Raw genomic sequence first — 23,746 nt, forward strand, 5'->3', positions numbered from 1 at the left:
ATTTTCACCCTTTGCTCAGCTTAATCAAATTTTTTTACAGTTAAACCACTTCCATCAAGCTGTATATATTCTGCCTGAGCACACTTTTTACAATAATCCTGATTCTCTTTTTCTACTGCTTTTACTGCCATGATTTTTTCTCCACATTCCTGACAGTATTTATCTTCAAAAATTGGCGCATAATCAGGAACTTCAATTTCAATATCTCTTTCTACTTTAAAATATTTTGCTATATCTTCTTCAATTATTTCAAAAGCTATTTTTTTCCATAGTTCTTTTAACTTCTTTTCTTCAGCTCTGCTGCCTTCTCTTCTAGCAACAACTTTTTCAAAAAGTTCTTTTGCTTCAGTATAATCTTTTTCTAAAAATTTATCATTTTTAAGATAATAGCGGAGATTTCCACCCTCTCGGCTGACAAAAGTTACTGCTGTTTTACCAAGATCTCTGTAGATTAAAGCATTATTAGCAAAAGTTGCTCCACTGACAACTTGTATACCATCACTAAAACAGCTATTTGTTTCTACAACTGCAAGTAATTTTTCCATTCCTGCATCAGCTTTTTGCATTCTTTTTAAAGCATCAGCTGCTGCCAAAACTCCCAGGGCCAGAAAAGGACAATAATGACCATGAAATTCCCCTGCTTTTAATAAAAGCTCATCTATATTCTGATATCTTATCATTTTCTCTATTTTATAGCGAGGATTATTTTTCTGAAGTGATATAGAGGCTTCATCCATAAAAGAAGCATAAGGCTTAATATCTACCACCGGGGTTCCATCTATAGCATCAAGTCCATATACATATAGTTTATTCCCTTCTCTTTTTAATAGTTCTACAGTGGTAATTCCAATCCCACTTGCTCGGCGAGGACTTCGAGAAGCAAAAAGTCCTTTTTCTCCCCCAATTCTTCTTTTACTGATCAAGTCATATCCCTCTGATTTGTGAAAATAGAATAAAACCTGCAGATATTCATGTTCCTCAATTCCATATAGCCCATCTTCAAATTCTTCTTTCACTTCAATAATACTTTCGGTTTTTTTCATTTTATCAGGCCCAATCGGTTCTTTATATTTACTTTTAACTTTTGCAATCTCTGTTAAATTCACTCTACACCACCCTTTATTTATTAATATTAAACAACTACTCTTTCTGGTATTATAACATGACTGCCATTGTGTTCTTTAAGACTAACTTCTACTCCATAAACAGAATGTATTTTGGCAGCAGATAAAGAACTTTTATCACCATCAGAATAGATTTCTCCATCTTTAAGCATAATAATTCTATCACTAAAACGGCTTACAAGAGAAAGATCATGCATGGTAACTATTGCAGTTTTGCCTTTATCAACCTCATTTTGAATAAGCTCAAAAATTTCAAGTTGATGTTTTAAATCCAGATTATTGGTAGGTTCATCCAATAAAATAAGATCAGCCTGTTGGGCCATCATCCGACCTATAAAAACTTTTTGCTTTTGACCTCCACTTAAATTATTTATATTTGTACAGGAAAAATCACCTAAACCAAGTTTAGCTATTACTTCAGCAGTAATTTCTTTATCTTTTTGACTGGCCCTCCAGCTGCTGTGAGATTTTCTTCCCATCAAAATAGTTTCAAAAACAGTAAGAGGAAAGCTGTAATTTTCCAGTTGAGGTATATAAGCAATAATTTCTGCCAGCTCATTTTTACTGTAAGAGGCTAAATTTTTAGCCTTGATTTTAATATTGCCCTGCTCAACTTTTAAATATGAATTTATGCATTTTAAAATAGTACTTTTGCCAGAGCCATTGGGACCAATTAATGTAATTAATTCTCCCTTTTTAGCTGCAAAACTAATATTTTTTAGCACTTCTTCTCTACTATAACTAAAGCTTAAATTTTCAACTTTTAGCATCACCAGTACTGCCTCCCTTTTATAACAAGATAAATAAAAAGTGGTGCTCCTAAAAATGCAGTTAAAACCCCAACCGGTAAAACCACCGGTCTAAAAGCTGTTCTGGCAAGATTATCAGATATTATTAAAAGCAGCCCACCAGCAAGAGCTGAGTTGATAAAAAACTGTCTCTGACTGCCAACGGCTATTTTTCTGATAATATGAGGTGTAACAAGACCAATAAAGCCAATAATCCCCACAAAAGAAATAATTACCGCTGTTAATATAGAAGCAGCTGTCATTGCAGTTAAACGCATCTTAGCAGAATCAACTCCTAAGCTGGAAGCAACCTCATCTCCAGCATTTAAAATACTGTAATTCCAGCTGTTATAAATAAAATAAGCAGCAATGAAAATAAAGACCAGTGTTATAATCAGCAGTTGATTCCAGGTAGTTCTACCTGGATCGCCAAAAGTCCAATAAATAACAGAAGCAAGTTCTAAATCATCAGCAAAAAACTGTAAAGCAGTAGTTCCAGCTGTAAAAAGAGATGAAAGAGCTATCCCTGCCAGAACAATTGTTTCGGCGGTTGCCCTGTTTTTTCTACTGATAAACAAGACTATTACAACTGCAATCTGAGAAAACAAAAATGCTGCTACTGATGGTAAATATATCCCTTCTAGAAAAGCAAAACTTTCAATTACTGCAGAAAAATCGAGTACAACTATAGAAAAAGCTGCTCCAAATGCTGCCGCATGAGAAATACCGAGAGTAAATGGAGAAGCAAGAGGATTTTTTAGAATACACTGCATTACTGCCCCGGAAAGGGCCAGGCCCATTCCAGCTATTAAAGAAGTCAAAATTGAAGGCAATCTAATATTCCAGATGATATTATAAACCATTCCTCTGCTTCCTGCAAAAAAAACACCGTAAATATCACGCCATTCAATTTGGGCTGAACCTATGAAAAGACTATAGACTGCAGCTGCAATTATTAATATTATTAAACTAAAAGTAAGTAAATATATTTTTTTATTATTTTCCTGTTGCTCAGCTAATATTCTTTTTTTCTCCTTATCATAAAACTCTTTACTCATATTATAGCCTCTTTAATCAAAACTTATATTTTTAAATCCACCAAATATTTCTGCCATATCTTGATAGACTTTCTCTCCAAGAAAAAATTGATAAATCTCATCCGCTTTTTCAGCTGGATCTTCTTCAATAAAATCATCACCAAAGATAACCTGACCAATATAATAAGCATCTGCCAGTACAGTAGCAAAATTAGTAGTATAGTGATTATATGGAAGTACTCCATATAAATTATAATTAGCAACTGCCTGTAAATAAGAATATTCAGCTCTGTTCAAATCATTTCTTACTAATTCAATTCCACCCTGATCAATAAATATAATTTCCGGATCTCTAAGCAAAAGTTCTTCTCCGCTAATAAATATATTGCTTTTGTCACCCTGTTTAAATACATTCTCTAAACCCAAATATTGAAAAGGAAGATAATTAGTTTCTGTTGATCTAATTCCTTGAGCTCCGCGATGTCCAATTCCACCAATATAAAGCTTTTTCTCTTTTAAGCTCTGATCATACTCTGCTGCCCTATTTATTAGATCATTTTTATACTCTTGATAGCCATTAACTAATTCTTCAGCTCTATCTTCTTTATTTAAAAGTGGTGCTAAAAAATTTAAAGCAGCGGTTAATTCGTTTTCACTCATTGAACCTGCTGACTCATCATTAATTAAGACAACCGGAAGTGAGGTTTTGGCTGCCAGATTATCAGCTTCTGTTTTAGATAAATAAGAAGCAATAATTAAATCAGGCTCTGCCGCTGCTATTAATTCAGCATCTCCACCAAATTGAGGCCCAATTACCGGTAACTCTCTAAGTTCAGGCCTGGCTAAATTATAAGGTCGATTATTATCCCTTCTTTCAAATTCTTCTATACCGATAACCATCGAATCTGCTTCTAAATAAACTACAAGCCTTAAAGCTCCAGGACCTACTGCAATTATTTCGTCAATCTCGTCTGGAATCATAAGCTCTCTACCTGACAGATCAGTTATAGCCCTTCCATAACTATTAGTGCTGAAAATACTTATAAAAAAAATGAATATTAAAATAATTAATAGCCTTTTCTTTTTATTTATGAATTTTTCAAGCATTATTTTCCACCTCATTTAAATTGCTAACAACTAATCTGCCATGTTTTACACCTTTTAAAGCCCTTATTTTAGAAGTTATTTCTTTTAGTTTCCTGTAATTTCCCTCAACCACTATTACCTCTAGACAGTAATCATGATTTAAATGAAGGTGTAGATTAGATTTAAATAAGCAGTGATAATCATGCTGAAGTTTGATCATCTTATCTGTTAAACCCTTTTTATGATGATCATAAATAAGGGTTAAAGTACCAGCTACTTCTGTATTTTCCTCTTTATTTTTTGCTTCCATTATTTTTTCCCTTATTAAATCTCTAATTGCCTCAGAACGATTATTATAGATTCCAGCAGTAATGTTATCAAATTGATTTAAAAGATCTTGATCTATAGAGACCCCGAATCTTTTTAGTTCTGACAAAATCGCACCTCCTTAAAAATAACACGATATTTTAATTCGTGTTACTATAGTTCTTTTTAAGAACTCATTATCCTGCAAAATAAATAGTTTATTTTAAAAAAATTATTTTAGATCAAAAAATCCCTGCCGATTAGCAGGGATCAAAAAAATACTTTTAATTATGATGCTTAAAATAATTCTTTGCTTGCTTCATTTTTAATCAATTCCATAACATCTTTTAGAGGCCGATCTTCTTTTTCGGCAATCTTTCGGCAATCTTCATATTCAGGAGCTAATTTTAATAATTCTCCCTCATAATAAGCTGCCTTAATTTTTACCAGGCCAATAGAAGAATTGAAATCATAGAACTTTCTTTTTAAGCAGCTTCTTTTGATTTCTTTCCTTCTGATACCAAGAGTTGTTGTTTCTCTGTAAATTATCTTTTCTATCGCTTTGCGATTCTTTTCTTCACATAATACACTTAATTTTTGGGCAGGTCTGTTTTTTTTCATCACAATATTTGTTAGATAAAGATCTTTTACCCCTGCCTGCAGTAATTTAGGAAAAAGATAAGAATATATTTCTCCACTCATATCATCAATATTTGTCTCTAATATTAAAAGTTCTTTTTCAGTTTTTTTTTTGCCTGATAAAGCCTAAGCACATTAGTGCTTTCTAAATCTTTTTTACCAGCACCATAAGCTATTTTTTCTATTTCCAGCTCAGGTAGATTAATAAAATCTTCAGCTAAAGTTTTAATTATCGCTGCTCCAGTAGGTGTTACAAGTTCGCTTTTTACACAGGTTGAATAAACTGGTACACATTTTAAAATTTCTATGGTTGCCGGAGCTGGAACCGGTATTATTCCATGGGCAGCTTTAACAAATCCACTCCCCAGTGATAATGGTGATGCATAGATATGATCATATTCAATCATATTTATTAATATCGCTGTACCCACTATATCAACTATAGAATCAATAGCACCAACCTCATGAAAGTGAACTTCACTAATATCTTGAGCATGAACCTTTGCTTCTGCCCGAGCAACTTTTTCAAATATATCAATACTTAATTTTTTGATTTTTTTATTTAAAGTACTTTGATTAATTAACTCTTTAATATCATTAAAATTTCTATGATGATGCTCAGCAACTGAAGACTGCTTATCTTTTTGAGAATCTTTATTATCATGATCTTCAGAATGATGTTCATGGTCTCCATGACAGTGATCATGAACTAAAGATCCGGTATCCTCAATAACAACTTTAAAATCTGTAGCTTCTATACCGTTTTTTTTCACCTTAGAAATTTCTATGCTGTAACCCTCAAGTCCCAACTTGTCTAATTCAGATAAGAACTTATCTTGATCAAGACCAAGGTCTAAAAGAGAAGCTATTGTCATATCTCCACTAATACCAGAATTAACTTCAAAATATAGTATTTTTTCCACAACTACCCTTCCCTTCTTGCTTTTTCTATCTGCAAAATAATAGTACTGGCCAGATAAGCAGCTCCAAAACCATTATCGATGTTAACCACTCCAACACCACTTGCACAGCTATTTATCATGGTTAAGAGTGAAGACAGACCACCAAAATTAGCTCCATAACCTACACTAGTAGGGACTGCAATCACAGGTTTATCAACCAAACCTCCTACTACACTAGCTAAAGCGCCCTCCATACCTGCAACAACGATTATAACTTCAGCTTCATCCAATTTTTCTAAACTACCTAAAAGTCGATGCAGTCCTGCAACTCCTACATCATAAAGTGTGTCTACTTTAGTCCCCAGAGCATTTGCAGTAACAACCGCTTCTTCTGCAACCGGCATATCAGAAGTTCCACCACTTACAACCAGTATTTTTGATTTGGTTTTTTTTAATTTATTTTTCTCTATGAAAACCATTTTAGGCCGCTCATGATAAACTGCATCAGGAGCTATTTTTTTAATTCTCTCATAAACCTCTTTACTAGCTCTACTGGCCAAAATATTATTATTATGTTTAAGCATTTCAGCTACAATTCCTTCAATTTCATCCAGAGATTTACCTTCACAATAAATAACCTCTGGAAATCCATTTCTAATACTGCGGTGATGATCTACCCTGGCATAACCAAGATCTTTATAGGGCAAATCTTTTAAAGAATCAGCTGCTTTATCAACTTCAATTTCTCCACTTTTTACTTTTTTTAATATTTCTTTTAAGAATGATTTATTCATCATCTACCCCCAATATTTCTTTATTCATGCTACCACTTTTATATGCTGATAAATCAAGTGTAACATATTGGAATCCTAATTTAATTAATTTAGAATGAATTTTATCCATCAAATTTAAATCTAAAATTTTGCTTCTTTCCTGAGGAGCAATTTCTATTCGAGCCAGGTTATTATGATCTCTTACCCTGAATTGTATCAAGCCATTTTTTCTTAATAATTCTTCTGCTAAATATATTTTTTCTAATTTTTCTTCAGTAATCTGGTCATTATAAGAGATACGGGTTGCCAGACAGGATAAAGTTGCTTTATTCCAGGTAGATAAATCCATTTTTTTCGATAAACTTCTAATCTCTTTTTTAGTAAAACCAGCATCTAAAAGAGGACTTTTTACCTTTAACTCTTTTAATGCCTTCCTTCCAGGCCTATAATCTCCAGTATCATCCAGATTAGACCCTTCTATAATTTCCCTTTCTCCAGCGTATTCTTTAATTTTTGAAAAGATAATTTCTTTGCAATAATAGCAGCGTTCTGGCGTATTTTCAAGAGCTTTTTCTAACTCAGAAAGTCCAATATCTAGTTGCCTGTGTTCAAATTTAAGCTCTTTTACCAGTTCTTTTATCTCATTAATTTCTCTTTGCGGAACAAAAGGTGTATTAACAGTAACAGCTTCAAATTCTACTTCTGCATCTAAAGCTGCTGCAGTAAGAAAAGTGCTGTCTACTCCTCCCGAAAATGCCAGAATAAAGGGTTCTAAGTTTTTTAAATTATCTAATAAAATGCTGTATTTTTCTTCTTTAGTAACTGTACTCAATTCTTTAACCCTCCTAACTGAGTTAATAAATTTAAAAGCATAGTTTTATATTCGCTTAATTAAATATATTCTTTAATCTTAAACAAAGTCCTGCTATTTAAATATAAAAGCTTCGCAATTTTCTCTATATTAAAATTAATCTGCTAAAATTCGCTTATTTATCAACTGGTGGAACAAGGGCTTTTTTGTGAAAACCAATCAAATCTCTTCGACCTGCCATTTTCAGAGCTTTTCTAACCAATTTATGGTTTCTTTTTTTATGGTACTGCAGCAGTGCTCTCTGCATTTTTTTTGCTTGTGAAGACTTAGCAGTATAAATCTCTTCCATACTATCTGGATCATATCCACTGTAGTACATTGCAGTTGATTTTGTGCCTGGAGTTGGATAAAAATCCTGAACCTGTTCGGGATGATGGTCAATATCCCTTAAATATTCAGCTAATTTTACTGCATCTTCAAGAGTGCTTCCAGGGTGGCTAGAAATAAAATAAGGAATCAAGTATTGTTCTTTATCAATTTGTCTATTAATTTGATAAAACTTTTTTCTAAACTTATCAAAAACATCTATTGAAGGCTTACCCATATATTTTAAGACTCGTTCTGAAACATGTTCTGGAGCAACTTTTAACTGACCGCTGACATGGTTTTGGGCCAATTCTTTAAGATAACCATGGCTTGATTTATCCTCTAGTAAATAATCATAGCGGATTCCGGATCGAACAAAAACTTTTTTGACTCCGGGCAGCCCTCTAATTTCCCTTAAAATATCAAAATATTCACTGTGATCAACCTCCAATTGGCTGCATGCTTCAGGAAAAATACACTCTTTATTTTTACATAAACCCTGAGAAAGCTGTTTGCTGCAGGATGGTTTTCTGAAATTAGCTGTAGGCCCACCAACATCATGAATATAGCCTTTAAAATCATCCATTGCAATTATTGTTTTGGCCTCTTCTAATAGCGATTCTTTTGATCTAGCAGCCATCATCTTGCCCTGATGAAAAGTAATGGCACAAAAAGAACAGGCTCCAAAACAGCCCCTAGAACTTATCAAACTAAATTTAACTTCTTTAATTGCTGGAACCCCTCCTTCTTTTTCATAAATCGGATGATAATCTCGCTGATAAGGCAGTGAATAAACATGGTCTAATTTTTCCTGACTCAGTGGTTTCACAGGTGGGTTTTGAAGCAAATATTTATCATTATGTTGCTGAACCAAAATTTTACCTCTAATAGGATCCTGCTCTAAATATTCTAATTTATAGGCATATGCATATTGTTTTTTGTTTTTCCTCACTTCTTCATAAGAAGGCAGCAGCTGATAATCAGCCATATTTTCTAAGTCATCTGCTACATAAGCAGTCCCGGGCAGATAATTAACATATTGAATATCAATGCCTGCCTCCAGATTTTCTGCAATCTTTAAAATTTGTGTTTCTCCCATTCCATACACCAATAAATCTGCTCTACTGTCAAACAAGATTGAACGACGTACACTATCATCCCAGTAGTCATAATAGGCAAAGCGCCTTAAACTAGCTTCAATCCCACCAATGATAATTGCTATATCTCCATAAGCCTCTCTTATTCTATTGCAGTAAACAATAGTTGCCCTATCCGGTCTGAGTCCACTTTGACCACCAGGAGAATAATTATCATAACTACGTCTGTGTTTGTTTACTGAATAATGATTAACCATTGAGTCCATATTTCCAGCTGTAACCAAAAAACCATAGCGAGGTCTACCTAGTTTTTTGAAATCTTTAAGATCATGCCAGTCAGGTTGAGCTATGATACCAACCTTATAGCCGGCATCCTCTAATACTCTAGCAATAACGGCAGTCCCAAAGGATGGGTGGTCAATATATGCGTCACCACTAACTATAATAAAATCTAATTGATTCCACTTGCGTTCTGCCATGTCTTTTTTAGAAATAACCATAAATCTATCTCTATTTATTTCAACCATAATTTGTCTCCTCTTGTTTTTAACTTTTTAATAATTTAACAATGTAGAATTTCTTGCTTATTTAATTATAGCAGTCAGACTCTTTTAATTCAAAATAATAATGATATACTTGTAATGAGGTGATCAAAAATGAATAATGATTTAACAGCTGTCAAAGGTATAAAAGTTGGGAATGCAGAAATAAAAGATGCAGGGACAGGCTGTACAGTAATTTTAGCTGAAGATGGCTTTACAATAGGAGCCGAAATCAGAGGTGGGGCTCCAGCCACACGAGAAACTGCTTTAATTAGTTCTGAAGCTGTAGTTGATAAAGCAAATGCTGTGTTTTTAACCGGTGGCAGTGCTTTTGGACTTGATGCAGCCGGTGGTGTAATGCAGTACCTCTCAGAAGAAAAAATAGGTTTTAAAACAGGAGGTGGAATAGTACCTATAGTACCTTCTGCTGCAATTTATGATTTAGAATACATATCTTCTCAAAAACCTGACCAGTCTTTAGCGTATCAGGCCTGTAAAAATGCTAATTCAAAAGCTTTAAAATCTGCCAGTCTGGGGGCAGCGGCCGGAGCAGTTTGTGGTAAAATTAATGGTATGGAATCAGCCAGTAAAACTCTTTTAGGACATGCTTCTCATAAAAATGGGGATCTTATTGTAGCTGCTTTAGCAGTTGTTAATGCTTTTTTTGATATAACAGACCTTAATAATAATATACTGGCTGGTGCCAAAAACAAAGAGGGAGAATTTATTGATAGCCAAAAATATATACTAAATACTCCCCGGGTAAAACTCGGGTTCAGCAGAGAAAATACAACTTTAGTAGTTGTAGCTACAAATGCCATTTTAAATAAAAATGAAGCAAATAGAATTTCAATGATGGGCCATAGTGGGTTTTCTAGAAGTATTAATGGTGTTCATACAATGCTAGACGGGGATGCGGTTTTTACTGTGGGCACTAATAAAGTTAAAGCAGATATTAATCAGATAGGTATTACTGCAGCAGAAGTTGTTAGAAGAGCTATCGTTTCTGCAGCTGGATAATGATTTGCAAAAATTAAAGAGGATGTTGATATAGGCACAGGCACTTTGATTTATACTATGGTACTATATTCTATTGCTTTTATGATCGGCTGGACCATATTATTAATTATCTGGTTTATGTTTAATCTACCAATTGGTCCAGGTGGTGTTTTATTTTATCTAAAACTGCCAAGAAAACTCCATCCAAGCTATGCATTGGCTGGAGATGAATTGGCTATTTATTCTGATTTTCAATATACTTTTTAATTGTCTCAATAGTAGCACCACCAGAAGATACAATAATGATATTGTAGACTATAAACAGAATGATAATTGTTATTTAAGTCTCTATTCATAAAAATCAAACCTCCATTTTTTCTTTTACAAGCAAACATATGTATGATATAATTATAGTAGGATGGAGGTGAAAAATCAATGCGATTATCATTTAAATTCAAGCCTAAATTAAGCCATAAGCAATTAGTAATAATTAATGAATTAGCCTAGCATTGCTCTAAATTATATAATACAGTCAATTATCAGATTAAAAATAATAAAGATGTAAAAGCTGTCTATACTGAATTAGAAACTAGATATAAAAATAACTGGCATAATGACTACCTTCACTCCCATAACAGACAACAGGCATTAAAGCAGTTAGCTCAGGACTGGAAAAGTTTTTTTAATTCACTCAAAGATTATAAAAAGAATCCTCAAAAATATAAGGGTCAGCCAGGGTCACCTAATTTTAAACATATGAACAGTAATCCCTGTGAAATAATTTTTACCAATTTAGCTGTTAGAATTAAAGATAACAAATTACTCTTATCCTTATCTAAAAAGATACAATCTAAATATAATGTGAAGGTCACTAAAGCTTTTAATTTATAATACGCAAGGTAAGCTTTAGTATGACCGTATTCGATTTGGCCGCTGTTCAGTAGATCTGGAAAAAATAAATAAAAGTAACTATGATAAATCCAGAAGAATTACTAGAGGTCTCTTTAAAACTAACGAGGGCCTATTAATTAATGCTGATCAGAATGGTAGCTTTAATATACTTCGTAAATACCATAACGATAAATGTATTCTCAGACCTATCAAAGAGGCGAGAGATAATGGATTTGTGGACAATCCTTCAAGATTAAGGGTATCCTAAACTATTAGGAGCAAAACTTAAAAGCCAAACATCTTGTAAACTGACCTAGTAATATAGGTTGAACTTTAATCTATATGAAGCAGTTAGAAGCTCCATCTAAATCTTGGTTTTGATTTAGGTGGAGAGGTTCACTAAGTTTAAATATTTTCACTCAATAAAAAAGGTCCGGCAGATGCCGGACTTTTTTTATCTATTATTATTAAAATTTAAAAGATTAATTTCAAAATTATTATTTATTTAATTTAATATTTAACCCTTTTCCCTGTAGCAATAAAGATTGTTTCTTCACCAATATTTGTTGCGTGATCTCCAACCCTTTCGAGTGATTTAGCCAGGTTAAGATTTTTAACTATCTCCTGAATATTCTTTTTCTCTTCTTGGTCTCCCAGCATTTTAATCCCACGAGAATAGATTTCTTCATATAAATTATCAGCTTGTTCATCTTTACGACAGGCTGCTTCTGCAAGATCAACATTTCTAGTTGTAAAAGATTCTAAGACAACATCAAGCATTTCTGTTACAATATCTGCTAATTCAGGGATCATGACCATAGGATTTGTAATACCATCATGTTTTAACTCAAGCATTATTTCGGCTATATTTGTAGCATGATCTCCTACTCTTTCTAGATCTCCAGCTATTTTAACTAAAGAAATACAAAACCAGGTATCAGCTGCAGTAGGTTGATCCAGGGTTAATAAGCGTGACACTTCTTCCTCAATAGTGATTTTATAATTATCTAAAACATCATCTCTATTAATTATATCTTTAGCTGTTTCTACATCCATATTATCCAGAGCTTTAATAACTTTCTGTAACATGTCATCTGCTACCTCACTCATATCACTGAGATCATCTAGAAGCTGTTCACGCTTTTTTGCATACACCTGCTCCATTGGACTATCACTCTCCTCTTTTAAATTTAAATTAAATTAAACTTTTTTTTATTGAAGTCATACTTAAATATTCTTGACATCTTGCTAAAATCCTTCCTTTTTTTAAATATAATTTTTCTAATTTATTCAGGAAAAATTTGATTTGCTATTTTTTCAATGTTTTTAACGGCAAAACGAATATCATCTCTGCCTACATCAAGATGAGTTACTGCTCTTAGTTTTCCATTTAATCTACTAACCCTTATTCCTTGTTTTAAAAGTTCATCAGCAAAAAGTTCAGTTTTATTATCTTTGACAGAAAATAGTACTATATTAGTTTCAACTGTATCAGGATCAATCTCTAAACCCGGTTGATCATCTATAGTCTTAGCCAACATCTTAGCGTGCTCATGATCTTCTTTTAGTCTACTTACATTATGTTCTAAAGCGAAAATTCCACCAGCAGCAATAATACCTGCCTGTCTCATTGCACCACCAAGTCTTTGTTTCCAAAAGCGTGCTTTTTCAATAAATTCAGCCGAACCAGCCAGTACTGAACCTACAGGTGCGCCCAGGCCTTTACTTAAATCCAGCCAGATAGAATCAAAATATTGCCCATAATCTAAAGGAGCAACTCCTGCTGCAATTGCTGCATTAAGCATTCTGGCTCCATCCATATGCATTTTTAAATCATTAGCAGCAGCTATTTTTGCAATTTCTGCGATTCTTTCTAAAGGCCAAATCCTGCCACCACCTAAATTAGTAGTTTGTTCAATAGAAACGACTTTAGTTTGCGGACTGTGATAGTCATAACCTCTAATTGCTGCTTTTAGATCAGCTGCACTGAAAATACCTCCTTCACCAGCTAAAGCTTTTATAGAGGCTCCAGAAATAACAGCAACAGCACCTGCTTCATAGTGAATTGGATGAGCAGTTCGGTCCATAATTATTTCGTCACCAGGATTTGTATGAACTGCATAAGAAATCTGGTTCGCCATTAAACCAGAGGGGAGATAAATAGCTTCATCTTTACCCATCATTTCAGCAGCCATCCTACAGAGTCTATTAACACTTGGATCTTCCCCCAGTTGTTCATCCCCCACTTCAGCCTCTGCCATAAATCTTCTCATATCCTGAGAAGGCCTGGTTCCTGTATCACTAAATAAATCTACTTTGATTTCCATAATGATCCCCCATTTTAAATTAATTTATTATAAAATTATATCTAAAAAAAGATAAAAAAACATTCCACCACTAACGGTCAAAAATATATTTTTTGTTTTATAAGCTATTAACAAAGTTGGAAAAAAAGCCAGTAAAGCTATATTATCCAGTGCGATATAAAGGCCACCCTCCTCCATCAAAATAGAAGGAGCCAGCAGAGCAGAAAGAACAGCTGCTGGTATATAACTAAGCCAGCTGATAGCTTTTTGGGGGAGTTCTTTTTTCCCCAAAAGCATCAAAGGTAAAAAGCGAGGTAAAAATGTTACAATCAGCATTCCTGTAATCATTAATATGTATTTATCTGTTTCCATCTAAATATACCCCCAAAAATGCCGCTGCCACTGTAGCTAAAATTATATTCCAACTACCCTCAATAGTCAAACTAAAAATCAGGGATAAAAATCCGGCAAACAGTGCGACTGTAATTTCTATTTTATCATTAATCTGCATTACAAGAAGAACTATAAACATTGCCGGTAAAACAAAATCCAATAGACCAGCATCAGTAAAAGGAATAACCGCTGTCAAAAAGGCACCAATAGCAGAACTAAAAACCCAGCCTAAATATGCAGTTAATCCAAGTCCCAAAAAGTATCCCTGCGTATTTTTTACGTTTTTTAGTTTAGTCATTGCTACTGCAAAAGACTCATCTGTTATTAAAAAACCTAAAAATGGATAATAATATAATGGTAAGTCCCTTAAGTGAAGACTAAGAGAAGCAGACAATAGCAGATGTCTTAAATTAACTAAAAAAGTCATGGCAATAATTGCAGTTACTGCTGCACCTGCTGCTATCATTTCTATTGAAACTAGTTGAGCTGAACCTGCAAAAACAAAGATGGACATTGTGGTAGTTTGAACTGGTGTCAGCCCCTTATTAACAGCCAGCATTCCGAATGCAATTCCAATTGGCAAATAGCCTAAAATTATTGGTATGGCTGCTTTAATTCCTTTTTTAAAAGCATGAACTGCAGAATTCCCCGTTGTATTTTTTTTCATCAAATAAAATCGTCCTCCCCAAACAAAATAAAGCTTAACTAAAATATTTTAATTTACTCTAATTGTCTTGGATCAAGTGCATCTCTAAGTGCATCTCCTAATAGATTAAAACTTAAAACGGTAACAACTATTGCTAAACCAGGAAATATGGACATCCAGGGAGCCTGAATTAAATAATCCTGTCCTCTATTCAACATTGTTCCCCAGGCTGAAGTCGGAGGTTGGATCCCTAAACCAAGAAAACTCAAACCAGCTACTATCAAAATTGAAATCCCTATTCTGAGGGTAGCTAAAACTATTAAAGAAGAAATAGAATTAGGCAGCACATGTTTTATTAAAATTCTTCTGTCACTTGCTCCCAGAGCTCTAGCAGCTTCTACATACTCCTTTTCTTTTATCTGAAGAACAATTGACCTGGTTAAACGAGAAAAGTTAATTAAACCTGTGACCCCTACTGCTATAATTAGATTAACCATTCCTCTACCCAGTGCAGAAATAATTGCTAGTGCCAATAAAATAAAGGGAATAGAGTTCCAAATTTCTATGATTCTCATAATAATCATATCTGCTTTCCCACCATAATAACCAGCCAATAAACCAAGAGTAACTCCTAAGGTTGCATTTACCAAAACAGCAGCAAAGCCAATACCTAAAGCTATTCTAGCTCCATATAAAACTCTTGAGAATATATCGCGACCAAAATCATCAGTTCCAAACCAATTATCAAGTGAAGGTGGTGAGTAAGTCATATTACTGTAATCTATAGCAGTTGGTGAATATGGTGCAATAAAAGGAGCCATGAAAGCAGCATAAAAAATTAAAAAAAGCATAACTACTGCAATTTTACCCCCAAGGTTTTTATTGAATTCATGCCAGGTTTTTAAAAATAAATCATTTTCCATTAAAAAACTAAACATATTTTTATTAAAAATTAACAATAACAAAAGAGCAGTTAAAAAAATAGAAAAGACGGTAGCAACCCTAAGTTCCAATCTGTCCCAGGCCTGACCTTTTAAAAACCAATTTTGATAATTTACATATAATTGAATTATTAACAGTATAATAAATAATGCTTTTTTCTTCAAGTTTTACACCTCAATTCTACCGCTAATCATAGCTTATTCTTGGATTAATAAGAACATAAAGTAAATCGATAACAAGATTGCTTATTACAAATAAAGTAGATAATATTAATATAGAACCAAATACCAGTGGTTGATCCCTATACTCAACTGCCCTAACTGCTAAACGACCAACCCCGGGCCAGGCAAAAACAGATTCTATTAAAATTGCTCCTCCAAACATCATTGCCAGTTGATTTCCTATATTAGTTAAAACAGGAATTAATGCATTACGAAAAGCATGTTTTAAAATTATAGCTTTTTCTTTAAGACCTTTAGACCGTGCAGTTAACAGATAATCTTCTTTCATAACATCTAGCATTGATGATCTTGTTAATCTGCTTGTGCTGGCAATCATAACTGTACTTAAAGCTAAAGCAGGCAAAATTAAATGTCTCATCCCATTTAAAGTATAAAAGGGACCTCCATAACCTGAGGAAGGGAAAATTCTAAAACGAACAGAAAAAAGATATATAAAAATAATTCCAGTAAAAAAAGCAGGCACCGAAATACCTATTGTAGCAAAAAGCATACTCACAAAATCAAAAACAGAATTTTTCTTTACAGCAGCAATAACTCCGGTTGGAATTGCAACCATTACAGCAATAACTAAAGATAATAAACCTAACTCAATAGTTGCAGTCAGCCTTCTTCCAATAATGCTTATAACCTGATCATTATAATAAATAGAATTCAACTCACCTGTCAAAAAATTTCTTAACATTAAAAAATAGCGGACATGAAAAGCTTCATTAAATCCAAATTTTTCATTTAATGCTTCAACTGCCGCAGGTGTAACATTAGTACCAAGCATAATTGTAGCAGGATCACCAGGGACAAGCTCCATAATCCCAAAAAGAATTAATGAAACCCCTATTAAAACTGGTATCAACCAGAGCATACGTTTTAATATATAAACAAACAATAAATTCACCTCTTTCTAAAAAAGAGTATGCAGATAGCTGTAAAATCTACCTGCATACTTGATATTTTAGTCTAAATTTAATTTTATGAAGTTTTTATTTTTAACTTCTACTCTTTATATACATTAGCAGTTGGGGTTACAAGTGGAATTAATAAAGAATTCCCGGGTTCAAGCCCAACTACATTATCCTGCATTACATAAATCTGGGTTGAATGTGCCATTGGGTAAAAAACTATATCTTCGGTTAACACTTTTCTTAACACATTGGTATATAGTTCTTCTCGTTCTTCTTGAACAGAAGTAATCCGAGCTGCATCTAACCATTGATCAACTTCTTGATCTTCATAAAAAGCCCTATTTAAAGCTCCATCAGATTTAAAAAATCTATAAAGCCAATAATCTGGATCAGGATCAGAAACAAATCTTAAGAAAAAGAAGCCTATTTCTCCTCTACCCAGCATGTCCCACATTGTACCGAATTCCATGGCATTTACTTCAGCTTTTAAACCAGCTTGATTTAAAGCTGTAACCAAAGCTTCTGCTACCTTAACCTGATCTGGTCTGCTGTTAGAAACAAATACTTCAGCAACAAAATTATTAGGTATAACTCCTTCTTCTTTTAATCTATCAAAAGTATTACTAGCAGTTTCAGGATCAAATGCAGGTAAATTAGCTGCTAAATATTCACTATCATCTGGCCAAATAGTTGGAGGTAACATAGAATATGCTCGTTCTCCTAACAAACCAAAAATTTGAGGAATTATTTGGTCAAAAGGAACAGCCTGGATTATAGCTTCTCTAAATTCTCTATTGTTATAAGGTTCTATTCCAAAATTAAATCCTGCAAAATTAATTCCTGCTCCTGCAGCAGATTTAACTTGAAAGTTTTCATCCTCAGCAAAAGTCTCTAACTGACCAACATCTAAGTTTACACCAAAGTCAATTCCACCACTACGCAATTCCATAGCCTGGGTTGAAGATTCCGGTATAGATCTAATTATAACTTCTTTTAAATTAGGCTCTGTTCTCCAGTAATCTTCAAAAGCAGATAAAACGATTCTATTCCCGGCATCCCATTCTTCCATTTTAAAAGGCCCTGCTCCCATCGGATTACGCCCTAAATTTTCTGCACCAACTTCTTCTGCATAAGATTTAGAAACGATGCCAAAGGTCATACCTAAAATAAGAGGGGCATAAGGTTCACTTAAAGTAAAACGAACTGTATAATCATCAAGAGCTTCTACACTTTCTACTGCCTCTATCTTAGCTTTAAGCCCTGAACCAAAATCAGGATCTAAAATACGCTCATAACTAAAGACCACATCTTCTGCTGTTAATTCTTCTCCATTATGAAATAATACACCTTCTCTTAATTCAAAAACATATTCTAAACCATCTTCAGAAATCGTCCAGTCATGAGCAACACCAGGAACTATTCGGTTATCTTCACCATATTGTACTAAACCATCAAAAATTAGAGAAGCAACTCTCTCATTAACGGAAATAATAGTATTACCAGGATCAAGATCACTTACTTCATCTTCAATCCCCATTACAAATCTATCATGATTTGCTGCCTGTACAACACCAAAAACAGACACCAAAAGAACTGCTGTCAATAAAAATACAAATATTTTATTTTTCATATTACTTCCTCCTATTCTGTTTTAAAATAATCAATTCGCCAACTACCCATTTTTATAAGCATCTACAAAATCAACAAAGTTTTTAAAAATTTCAAACTGTTCTTTTTCTTTAGCCGCCATCATTTCTGGATGCCACTGGACCCCCAATAGATAAGGATAATTAGGATCCTCAACAGCTTCTACAACACCATCAGGAGCAACTCCAGAAACAACTAAACCTTTTCCAACTTCTTTTACTGCTTGATGATGATAACTGTTTACAGCTATATCTTCTTTCCCGAAAATATCTGCTAATCTGCTTTCTTTCTTTATTTTTAGTTTATGGGTCTTATAATATTTAGGTACCATTAAAGCCATATGAGGAATTCTGCTTTCTACATCACTTCCACAAACATCTACTTTAAGAGAACCTCCATAATAAATATTTATTAGCTGAAAACCACGGCAAACACCTAGAATAGGTTTTTTTGCTTCCATTGCCAGTTTCAATATTTTAAGCTCCCAGTGATCACGTTCAGGAGAAATTTTACCCAGGTTTTTTTGCGGATAAGAATCATAAAGAGCAGGGTCAATATCACTTCCACCCGGAAGTACAATACCATCAACTTCATTTATAACTTTTTTGATGTATTCTTCATCATTCTTTCTTGATTCTAAATAAGGAAAAATCATTGGTAATGCACCAGCTCTGCTCAATGCTTCTGAATAATCCTGGGTGATTAAAGAAAATTCTAAACCACTTAAATCATATTTATCTCCCATAACTTCTGCCGGTATTTTATACGCCGCAATTAATATTTTGGGATACATACTTGGCCTCCAATATCTAAACAATTATTTTAATCTATTAATATATAGGAAAATTTATATCAATCTTTAGTAAGCTTGTCAACTTTAAATTATCTGTATAAATACTTCTATTTGTCCACCACATACCCAGCCAATATCTGCTGCTTCCTTACGGGTTAAAGATAGTTTTATTTTTTCTGATCGCTGTTCATCTATTAAGTTAATCGCTTTTTCAATTATAGTTTTTTCATCAGTGCCACCACCAATTGTACCAAAGGTTTCTCCATTCTCAGTAATCAGCATCTCAGCACCAACATTACGGGGAGAAGAACTTTTAGCTTTAATAATAAATGCTCTAGCCAATTTAATTTCTTCTTTCTTAAGTTCAATAATCTTTTCTAAATAATTTTTTCGCACTATTTACCCCTCCTGAGAGCGATTATCTCTGCTGCAATTGCAACCGCAATTTCTGCAGGTGTTTCACCGGCAATATCAAGTCCTATTGGCGCCTTTACTTCTGATAATTCTTTTTCAGTAAAACCGTCTTCACGAAGCTTGTCATAAACATTTTTTATTTTTCTTGAACTACCTATCATACCTATATAACTTGCTTTAGAACGTATAACATTTTTTAAAACCTGATAATCATATTGATGACCCCTCGTTATAATAACCAGATAATCATTTTCTTTAATTTTACTATTTGCAAAAAATTCTTGATATTTAAGCGCTAAAAGTTGATCTGCACTTGGAAATCTCTCAAAGTTTAAAAAGTCTTCTCTGTCATCTACAACTGTAATGCTAAAATCAAGCAAACTGCAGATTTTTACAAGTGGTTCTGCAATATGTCCGGCTCCAAAAACTATCAATCTGGGTATATCCATTACTGGCTCCAGAAAAAATTCCAGTGTATTATTTTTATCAAGTTTAATTTCTTTTAATTCTGCATCTGTTTTTTTAGCTTCCACTGGAGTTAAAAGTTGACTTTTAATATCTTCTTCTAGCATAAATTTCTGCATTTCTTCTTCTAAAACATCTGAAGAAAACTCAATAATCCCTTCTTCATCAAACAAAAACATTTCTCCAAGTAAATTTTCTGGTATTTCTTCTCCATCAATTCCAGTCAAAACAGCAGTTATAATTTTTTTTGAATCTTTTAATTCTTCAATCATTTTTTTGAAAAAATCTCCCATAATTTCCACTTCCTTTCTAAATTCTAACTAATTAGTGCTTATGCTTTCTTTTTGAAAGTTTGTGCTGGTTTAAATTTAAGCGAAAAATCAGGTTTTGATTTTTGAATATTAAAATCATATGCTGAAGATAAATTTGCAGCTGTCATTACTTTTTCAACCGCCCCTGCAGCTAAAATTTTACCTTTTTTTAAAATAATAACCTTATCCGAATAATTATATGCTAAATTAGGATCATGGAGTGCTGTAATTATAGTTTTATTTTTATAACTCAAATCTCTCATGATTTCCATCATTAAATGAACATTTTTAAAATCAAGATGTGAATTAGGCTCATCTAAAAGCAAAATATCTGTCTTCTGCATTAAAGCTCGGGCAATCAAAACTAACTGCCTTTCTCCACCAGAAATTTGATTGTAATTTTTACTTTTGAGTTCTTCTACACCTAAGTGCTCTAATATTTTTTCTGCCTTCTGATAATCAGCTTGAGAAGGATGTTCTGTAAAAGAAAGCCAGGGGTTAATACCCATAACAACCATATCAAGCACCTCATAAGCAAAAATATTTTTGTTTTCCTGTGGGACTACAGAAATTTTTCGAGCAATCTCTTTTTTAGATAGTTGTATTATATTTTCTCCATCTATAAGTATTTTCCCTTCTTTTGGAGTCAATAAACCCTGTATACATTTTAAAAAAGTTGTTTTTCCAGATCCATTTGCCCCTAATAAAGAAATGAACTCTCCTTTTTTTGCTTGAAAATTTATCTTGTTTAATATTTTATCTCTATTATAATAAAAATCTAGATTTTTAATCTCTAACATTAGCTCCACCCACTTTCTCGACCTGATATTAATAAATATGCAAAAAACGGAGCACCAATCAAAGCCGTGATAATACTAATTGGAATTTCTGCTCCGCTTATAGTCCGAGCAAGATTATCCATTAGCAAAAGCAAAAAGGCTCCAATTAAAGCTGATGCTGGAAGTAAAAATTTATGTTTAGTACCAACTATAAATCTGGCTATATGTGGTACAACCAGTCCAATCCAGCTAACCTGTCCAGCCGCAGCAGTTGCTGCTGAAACCATCATCGTAGAAAATATAATTACAATTACTTTTATTTTCTCAGTATCTACTCCAAGAGAAGCAGCCTGGTTTTCTCCTAAAGAGAAAATATTTAACTGCCAGCGCAAAAAAATAAGTACAAAACCTCCAATAATAACTATCGGTAAAATTAAATAAAATTCTCGCCAGGAAACACGAGTAAATCCACCCATTAAATAAAAAACTATTCCCGGAAGTTTTTCCAGAGGATCTGCAGTATATTTTAATAGTGATATTAAAGCATTAGCAAGTGAGGCAACCACTATTCCAGCTAAAACCATAAACATACTGTTGTTTCTACCACTAATTCTACTCAAACAATAAGTTATAAGAACAGCAGTTATGCCCATCAAAAAAGCGAAAAAATAAACATATAAAATAGATCCTTCTGTATAAAGTAGTCCTAAAGCAACTCCTAAACCTGCTCCAGCCGATACACCAAGAATATCAGGAGAAACCAGAGGATTTCTAAATATATTTTGATAAGCTGAACCACTTAAAGAAAGAGCAGCTCCCACCAAAACTACCGTTAATATTCTGGGAAGCCTAATATAATATAGCACAGACCAGGCTGGATTAGCATTTAACTCTGCTCTACTACCATTCAAAAGTTGTCCAAAAATCACCTTTAAATCTCTGCTGGAAAGCGGATAATTACCTATCATAAGTGAGATTATTATTAGAAATAATAAAAGCGTAAAAATCAAAGTTAATTTTAACTGAGAGGAACTTTTATTTTTCATATATTGCTCCTTTATTAAAATTCTCCACCTAAAGTGCTAAAACTTTTCTCATATAAACTCTTATAAAACTGCTCTACTTCAGCCTCATAATCAAGATCATCATATTTCTCTGGGTATGTTTTTACTGCAAGCCAAAGTTGAGCTATATATGAAGATGGTGACGGGAAATCCCAGGGTTCCAATTGAGAAGGGAAACGATAAACATCCCCATTTTTAAATGCTTTGAGAGATTGAAATTTGGGATCCCCTGAAATTTCAACTAGATTTTCATTAAAAAATTGAGAAACAATAATTAAATCAGGATTCCATCCTATTAGTCTTTCAGCAGAAATATTTAAAAATCCACTTTTCAAATCTGCTGCTGGATTGACTGCTCCAGCATTTTCTATTAGAGAAGTCTGCATCATATCAGCCCCCACGGAACTCATTAGTTCTGAATTAGCAAAATAAATTTGTTTTTTTTCCTCAGTTTTAATTTGAGAACTTCTAGCTGTAAGGGTTTCAATTCTATCATATGCATTTATAATTTTTTCACCCTGTTCTTCTTTATTAAGTATACTGGCTAATAAATTAGTAGTTTCTCTAATCTTAGTAAGACTTTCCGGATTGATTATTATAGATTGAATACCCTGAAGTTCAAGCTTTTCAGCAGTATCTAAAGAATCCCTATGGGGATAAAGTATCACCAAATCTGGATTAACTGAAACAATTGTTTCAATATTAACTCCATTTCTTCGAGATCCTACCTGAGGTAATTCAGCTAATTCGGGATTTAGTTTCATAAATAATTGCTGTTTTTCTGTTTGAATTGGTACAGCTTTTAACCTGTCTCCTGCCTGTAGAGATAATACGAATTGAGTTGCTGGTTTATACGTTGTTACAATTCTTTCTACCTGATCAGAAATTATTACTTTTCTTCCCATCATATCTATAAACTCTCTTTGTGCTGATGAAGAAAAAGTACATAATAAAATTATAATTATTAATATTACTGTTATATTTAAAAAAGTCAAAAGATTATCCAAATAATTGTTTTTATATATTTTCTTTAACACACCTAACCTCCATTTCCGTTATGCTTAACCTCACATAACGCTCATATAATAAATTATATAACAAATAACTAAACAATTAAACTTTATTTTTCTTTAATTTTTGTTGGAAATCTTGATCAAAATATTTTTCTTCTAATTTTTTTAAATAAACTTGAGCTTCTTTTCTAAAATCTGAAAATCTTTTAGTTAAAAACCGTCCTTTTTCAGTTAATTCTGATCCTCCTCCACTACTTCCACCTATTTGTTTGTTAAGTAGTTTAAAGCCCAATCTTTTCTCGAGCTTATTAATTAATTTCCAGGCCTGACTGTATGACATGTTTATCTCTGCTGCCGCCTGTCTTAAAGAACCAAGTTGATCAACTAATTCTAAAATATGGCATGGTCCATCTCCAAAGAGTCTCTGCTCTTCTTCCAACCAGAGCTTATAATTGAGCCGCATAAGATCAT

At 33.2% G+C, this 23,746-nt stretch carries 24 protein-coding genes and 2 pseudogenes; 3 read left to right on the forward strand and 23 right to left on the reverse strand.

The features are described from left to right. Window positions 1–20 precede the first annotated feature (20 nt). The 9 genes and pseudogenes from tsaA to HALSA_RS11365 form a co-directional block, all read right to left on the reverse strand. Window positions 21–1,106, reverse strand: a complete 1,086-nt coding sequence (gene tsaA / locus HALSA_RS11320) for a tRNA (N6-threonylcarbamoyladenosine(37)-N6)-methyltransferase TrmO (RefSeq protein WP_013406687.1) — start codon at window positions 1,104–1,106, stop codon at window positions 21–23. 26 nt (window positions 1,107–1,132) lie between these two features. Then, the gene (locus HALSA_RS11325; protein WP_013406688.1) at window positions 1,133–1,894 is read right to left on the reverse strand and encodes an ABC transporter ATP-binding protein; all 762 of its coding nucleotides are present in this window, start codon (window positions 1,892–1,894) and stop codon (window positions 1,133–1,135) included. Then, on the reverse strand, window positions 1,894–2,970 hold the full coding sequence (locus tag HALSA_RS11330) for a FecCD family ABC transporter permease (RefSeq protein WP_013406689.1): 1,077 nt from the start codon (window positions 2,968–2,970) through the stop codon (window positions 1,894–1,896). The genes HALSA_RS11325 and HALSA_RS11330 overlap by 1 nt, the downstream gene beginning before the upstream one ends. A gap of 12 nt (window positions 2,971–2,982) precedes the next feature. Then, window positions 2,983–4,056 (reverse strand): ABC transporter substrate-binding protein, encoded by a 1,074-nt coding sequence (locus HALSA_RS11335; RefSeq protein WP_013406690.1) that lies wholly within the window; start codon window positions 4,054–4,056, stop codon window positions 2,983–2,985. Continuing rightward, window positions 4,049–4,471: a nickel-responsive transcriptional regulator NikR gene (gene nikR / locus HALSA_RS11340; protein ID WP_013406691.1), complete on the reverse strand. Its 423-nt coding sequence runs from the start codon at window positions 4,469–4,471 to the stop codon at window positions 4,049–4,051. The genes HALSA_RS11335 and nikR overlap by 8 nt, the downstream gene beginning before the upstream one ends. Before the next feature lie 167 nt (window positions 4,472–4,638). Continuing rightward, window positions 4,639–5,855 (reverse strand): annotated as a pseudogene (larC, locus tag HALSA_RS13385) (nickel pincer cofactor biosynthesis protein LarC). 50 nt (window positions 5,856–5,905) lie between these two features. Continuing rightward, window positions 5,906–6,676: a nickel pincer cofactor biosynthesis protein LarB gene (larB, locus tag HALSA_RS11355; protein WP_013406692.1), complete on the reverse strand. Its 771-nt coding sequence runs from the start codon at window positions 6,674–6,676 to the stop codon at window positions 5,906–5,908. After that, the gene (larE, locus tag HALSA_RS11360; RefSeq protein WP_013406693.1) at window positions 6,669–7,487 is read right to left on the reverse strand and encodes an ATP-dependent sacrificial sulfur transferase LarE; all 819 of its coding nucleotides are present in this window, start codon (window positions 7,485–7,487) and stop codon (window positions 6,669–6,671) included. Before larE ends, larB begins: the two co-directional genes overlap by 8 nt. A gap of 154 nt (window positions 7,488–7,641) precedes the next feature. Then, a complete protein-coding gene (locus HALSA_RS11365; RefSeq protein ID WP_013406694.1) occupies window positions 7,642–9,456 on the reverse strand; it encodes a YgiQ family radical SAM protein in 1,815 nt (604 codons plus the stop codon). A gap of 129 nt (window positions 9,457–9,585) precedes the next feature. On the opposite strand from HALSA_RS11365, the gene HALSA_RS11370 reads away from it, so the two are divergent. The 3 genes and pseudogenes from HALSA_RS11370 to HALSA_RS13415 all read left to right on the forward strand — a co-directional run. Then, window positions 9,586–10,491 carry a P1 family peptidase gene (locus tag HALSA_RS11370; protein ID WP_013406695.1) on the forward strand — a complete coding sequence of 302 codons (906 nt, stop codon included), beginning with the start codon at window positions 9,586–9,588 and terminating at the stop codon, window positions 10,489–10,491. Window positions 10,492–10,521: 30 nt separating this feature from the next. Continuing rightward, window positions 10,522–10,737, forward strand: coding sequence for an AbgT family transporter (locus tag HALSA_RS12825; protein WP_274377490.1), 216 nt, complete (start codon window positions 10,522–10,524; stop codon window positions 10,735–10,737). Window positions 10,738–10,905: 168 nt separating this feature from the next. Beyond that, a pseudogene (locus tag HALSA_RS13415) lies at window positions 10,906–11,346 on the forward strand (RNA-guided endonuclease InsQ/TnpB family protein); the annotation flags it as partial. A gap of 525 nt (window positions 11,347–11,871) precedes the next feature. Here the strand turns inward: HALSA_RS13415 and phoU are convergent. The 14 genes from phoU to HALSA_RS11445 form a co-directional block, all read right to left on the reverse strand. Continuing rightward, window positions 11,872–12,525: a phosphate signaling complex protein PhoU gene (gene phoU / locus HALSA_RS11380; protein WP_013406696.1), complete on the reverse strand. Its 654-nt coding sequence runs from the start codon at window positions 12,523–12,525 to the stop codon at window positions 11,872–11,874. 122 nt (window positions 12,526–12,647) lie between these two features. Further along, complete coding sequence (locus HALSA_RS11385) at window positions 12,648–13,688, reverse strand: threonine aldolase family protein (protein ID WP_013406697.1); 1,041 nt, start codon at window positions 13,686–13,688, stop codon at window positions 12,648–12,650. 27 nt (window positions 13,689–13,715) lie between these two features. Beyond that, window positions 13,716–14,039, reverse strand: a complete 324-nt coding sequence (locus HALSA_RS11390; RefSeq protein WP_013406698.1) for an AzlD domain-containing protein — start codon at window positions 14,037–14,039, stop codon at window positions 13,716–13,718. Beyond that, the gene (locus HALSA_RS11395) at window positions 14,026–14,727 is read right to left on the reverse strand and encodes an AzlC family ABC transporter permease (protein WP_049773904.1); all 702 of its coding nucleotides are present in this window, start codon (window positions 14,725–14,727) and stop codon (window positions 14,026–14,028) included. The genes HALSA_RS11390 and HALSA_RS11395 overlap by 14 nt, the downstream gene beginning before the upstream one ends. Window positions 14,728–14,780: 53 nt before the next feature. Then, complete coding sequence (locus tag HALSA_RS11400; protein ID WP_013406700.1) at window positions 14,781–15,812, reverse strand: ABC transporter permease; 1,032 nt, start codon at window positions 15,810–15,812, stop codon at window positions 14,781–14,783. 22 nt (window positions 15,813–15,834) lie between these two features. Then, window positions 15,835–16,773: an ABC transporter permease gene (locus HALSA_RS11405; RefSeq protein ID WP_013406701.1), complete on the reverse strand. Its 939-nt coding sequence runs from the start codon at window positions 16,771–16,773 to the stop codon at window positions 15,835–15,837. 107 nt (window positions 16,774–16,880) lie between these two features. Then, a complete protein-coding gene (locus HALSA_RS11410) occupies window positions 16,881–18,419 on the reverse strand; it encodes an ABC transporter substrate-binding protein (RefSeq protein WP_013406702.1) in 1,539 nt (512 codons plus the stop codon). 42 nt (window positions 18,420–18,461) lie between these two features. Then, on the reverse strand, window positions 18,462–19,229 hold the full coding sequence (locus HALSA_RS11415; RefSeq protein ID WP_013406703.1) for a gamma-glutamyl-gamma-aminobutyrate hydrolase family protein: 768 nt from the start codon (window positions 19,227–19,229) through the stop codon (window positions 18,462–18,464). An 84-nt stretch (window positions 19,230–19,313) separates the two neighbouring features. Beyond that, window positions 19,314–19,625 carry an XdhC family protein gene (locus HALSA_RS11420; protein ID WP_013406704.1) on the reverse strand — a complete coding sequence of 104 codons (312 nt, stop codon included), beginning with the start codon at window positions 19,623–19,625 and terminating at the stop codon, window positions 19,314–19,316. After that, a complete protein-coding gene (locus HALSA_RS11425) occupies window positions 19,625–20,401 on the reverse strand; it encodes an XdhC family protein (RefSeq protein WP_013406705.1) in 777 nt (258 codons plus the stop codon). Before HALSA_RS11425 ends, HALSA_RS11420 begins: the two co-directional genes overlap by 1 nt. Window positions 20,402–20,439: 38 nt before the next feature. Further along, complete coding sequence (locus HALSA_RS11430) at window positions 20,440–21,219, reverse strand: ABC transporter ATP-binding protein (RefSeq protein WP_013406706.1); 780 nt, start codon at window positions 21,217–21,219, stop codon at window positions 20,440–20,442. Then, window positions 21,219–22,244, reverse strand: coding sequence for a FecCD family ABC transporter permease (locus HALSA_RS11435; protein WP_013406707.1), 1,026 nt, complete (start codon window positions 22,242–22,244; stop codon window positions 21,219–21,221). The genes HALSA_RS11430 and HALSA_RS11435 overlap by 1 nt, the downstream gene beginning before the upstream one ends. A 14-nt stretch (window positions 22,245–22,258) precedes the next feature. Next, on the reverse strand, window positions 22,259–23,299 hold the full coding sequence (locus HALSA_RS11440) for an ABC transporter substrate-binding protein (RefSeq protein ID WP_013406708.1): 1,041 nt from the start codon (window positions 23,297–23,299) through the stop codon (window positions 22,259–22,261). A gap of 76 nt (window positions 23,300–23,375) precedes the next feature. Then, window positions 23,376–23,738, reverse strand: coding sequence for a winged helix-turn-helix domain-containing protein (locus HALSA_RS11445; RefSeq protein ID WP_013406709.1), 363 nt, complete (start codon window positions 23,736–23,738; stop codon window positions 23,376–23,378). Window positions 23,739–23,746: the final 8 nt, after the last annotated feature.

It is taken from the genome of Halanaerobium hydrogeniformans, from assembly GCF_000166415.1.
GTDB classification, from domain to species: Bacteria; Bacillota; Halanaerobiia; order Halanaerobiales; family Halanaerobiaceae; genus Halanaerobium; species Halanaerobium hydrogeniformans.

Bases quoted from the DNA above. Each gene is read 5' to 3' on its own strand.
- phoU (WP_013406696.1), bottom strand. From the start codon at position 12,525: ATGGAGCAGGTGTATGCAAAAAAGCGTGAACAGCTTCTAGATGATCTC.
- HALSA_RS11435 (WP_013406707.1), bottom strand. From the start codon at position 22,244: ATGAAAAATAAAAGTTCCTCTCAGTTAAAATTAACTTTGATTTTTACG.
- HALSA_RS11325 (WP_013406688.1), bottom strand. From the start codon at position 1,894: ATGCTAAAAGTTGAAAATTTAAGCTTTAGTTATAGTAGAGAAGAAGTG.
- HALSA_RS11430 (WP_013406706.1), bottom strand. From the start codon at position 21,219: ATGTTAGAGATTAAAAATCTAGATTTTTATTATAATAGAGATAAAATA.
- larB (WP_013406692.1), bottom strand. From the start codon at position 6,676: ATGAATAAATCATTCTTAAAAGAAATATTAAAAAAAGTAAAAAGTGGA.
- HALSA_RS11415 (WP_013406703.1), bottom strand. From the start codon at position 19,229: ATGTATCCCAAAATATTAATTGCGGCGTATAAAATACCGGCAGAAGTT.
- HALSA_RS11385 (WP_013406697.1), bottom strand. From the start codon at position 13,688: ATGGAAATCAAAGTAGATTTATTTAGTGATACAGGAACCAGGCCTTCT.
- HALSA_RS11410 (WP_013406702.1), bottom strand. From the start codon at position 18,419: ATGAAAAATAAAATATTTGTATTTTTATTGACAGCAGTTCTTTTGGTG.
- HALSA_RS11395 (WP_049773904.1), bottom strand. From the start codon at position 14,727: ATGAAAAAAAATACAACGGGGAATTCTGCAGTTCATGCTTTTAAAAAA.
- HALSA_RS11370 (WP_013406695.1), top strand. From the start codon at position 9,586: ATGAATAATGATTTAACAGCTGTCAAAGGTATAAAAGTTGGGAATGCA.
- HALSA_RS11335 (WP_013406690.1), bottom strand. From the start codon at position 4,056: ATGCTTGAAAAATTCATAAATAAAAAGAAAAGGCTATTAATTATTTTA.
- HALSA_RS11390 (WP_013406698.1), bottom strand. From the start codon at position 14,039: ATGGAAACAGATAAATACATATTAATGATTACAGGAATGCTGATTGTA.
- HALSA_RS11330 (WP_013406689.1), bottom strand. From the start codon at position 2,970: ATGAGTAAAGAGTTTTATGATAAGGAGAAAAAAAGAATATTAGCTGAG.
- HALSA_RS11445 (WP_013406709.1), bottom strand. From the start codon at position 23,738: ATGCGGCTCAATTATAAGCTCTGGTTGGAAGAAGAGCAGAGACTCTTT.
- HALSA_RS11365 (WP_013406694.1), bottom strand. From the start codon at position 9,456: ATGGTTGAAATAAATAGAGATAGATTTATGGTTATTTCTAAAAAAGAC.
- HALSA_RS11425 (WP_013406705.1), bottom strand. From the start codon at position 20,401: ATGGGAGATTTTTTCAAAAAAATGATTGAAGAATTAAAAGATTCAAAA.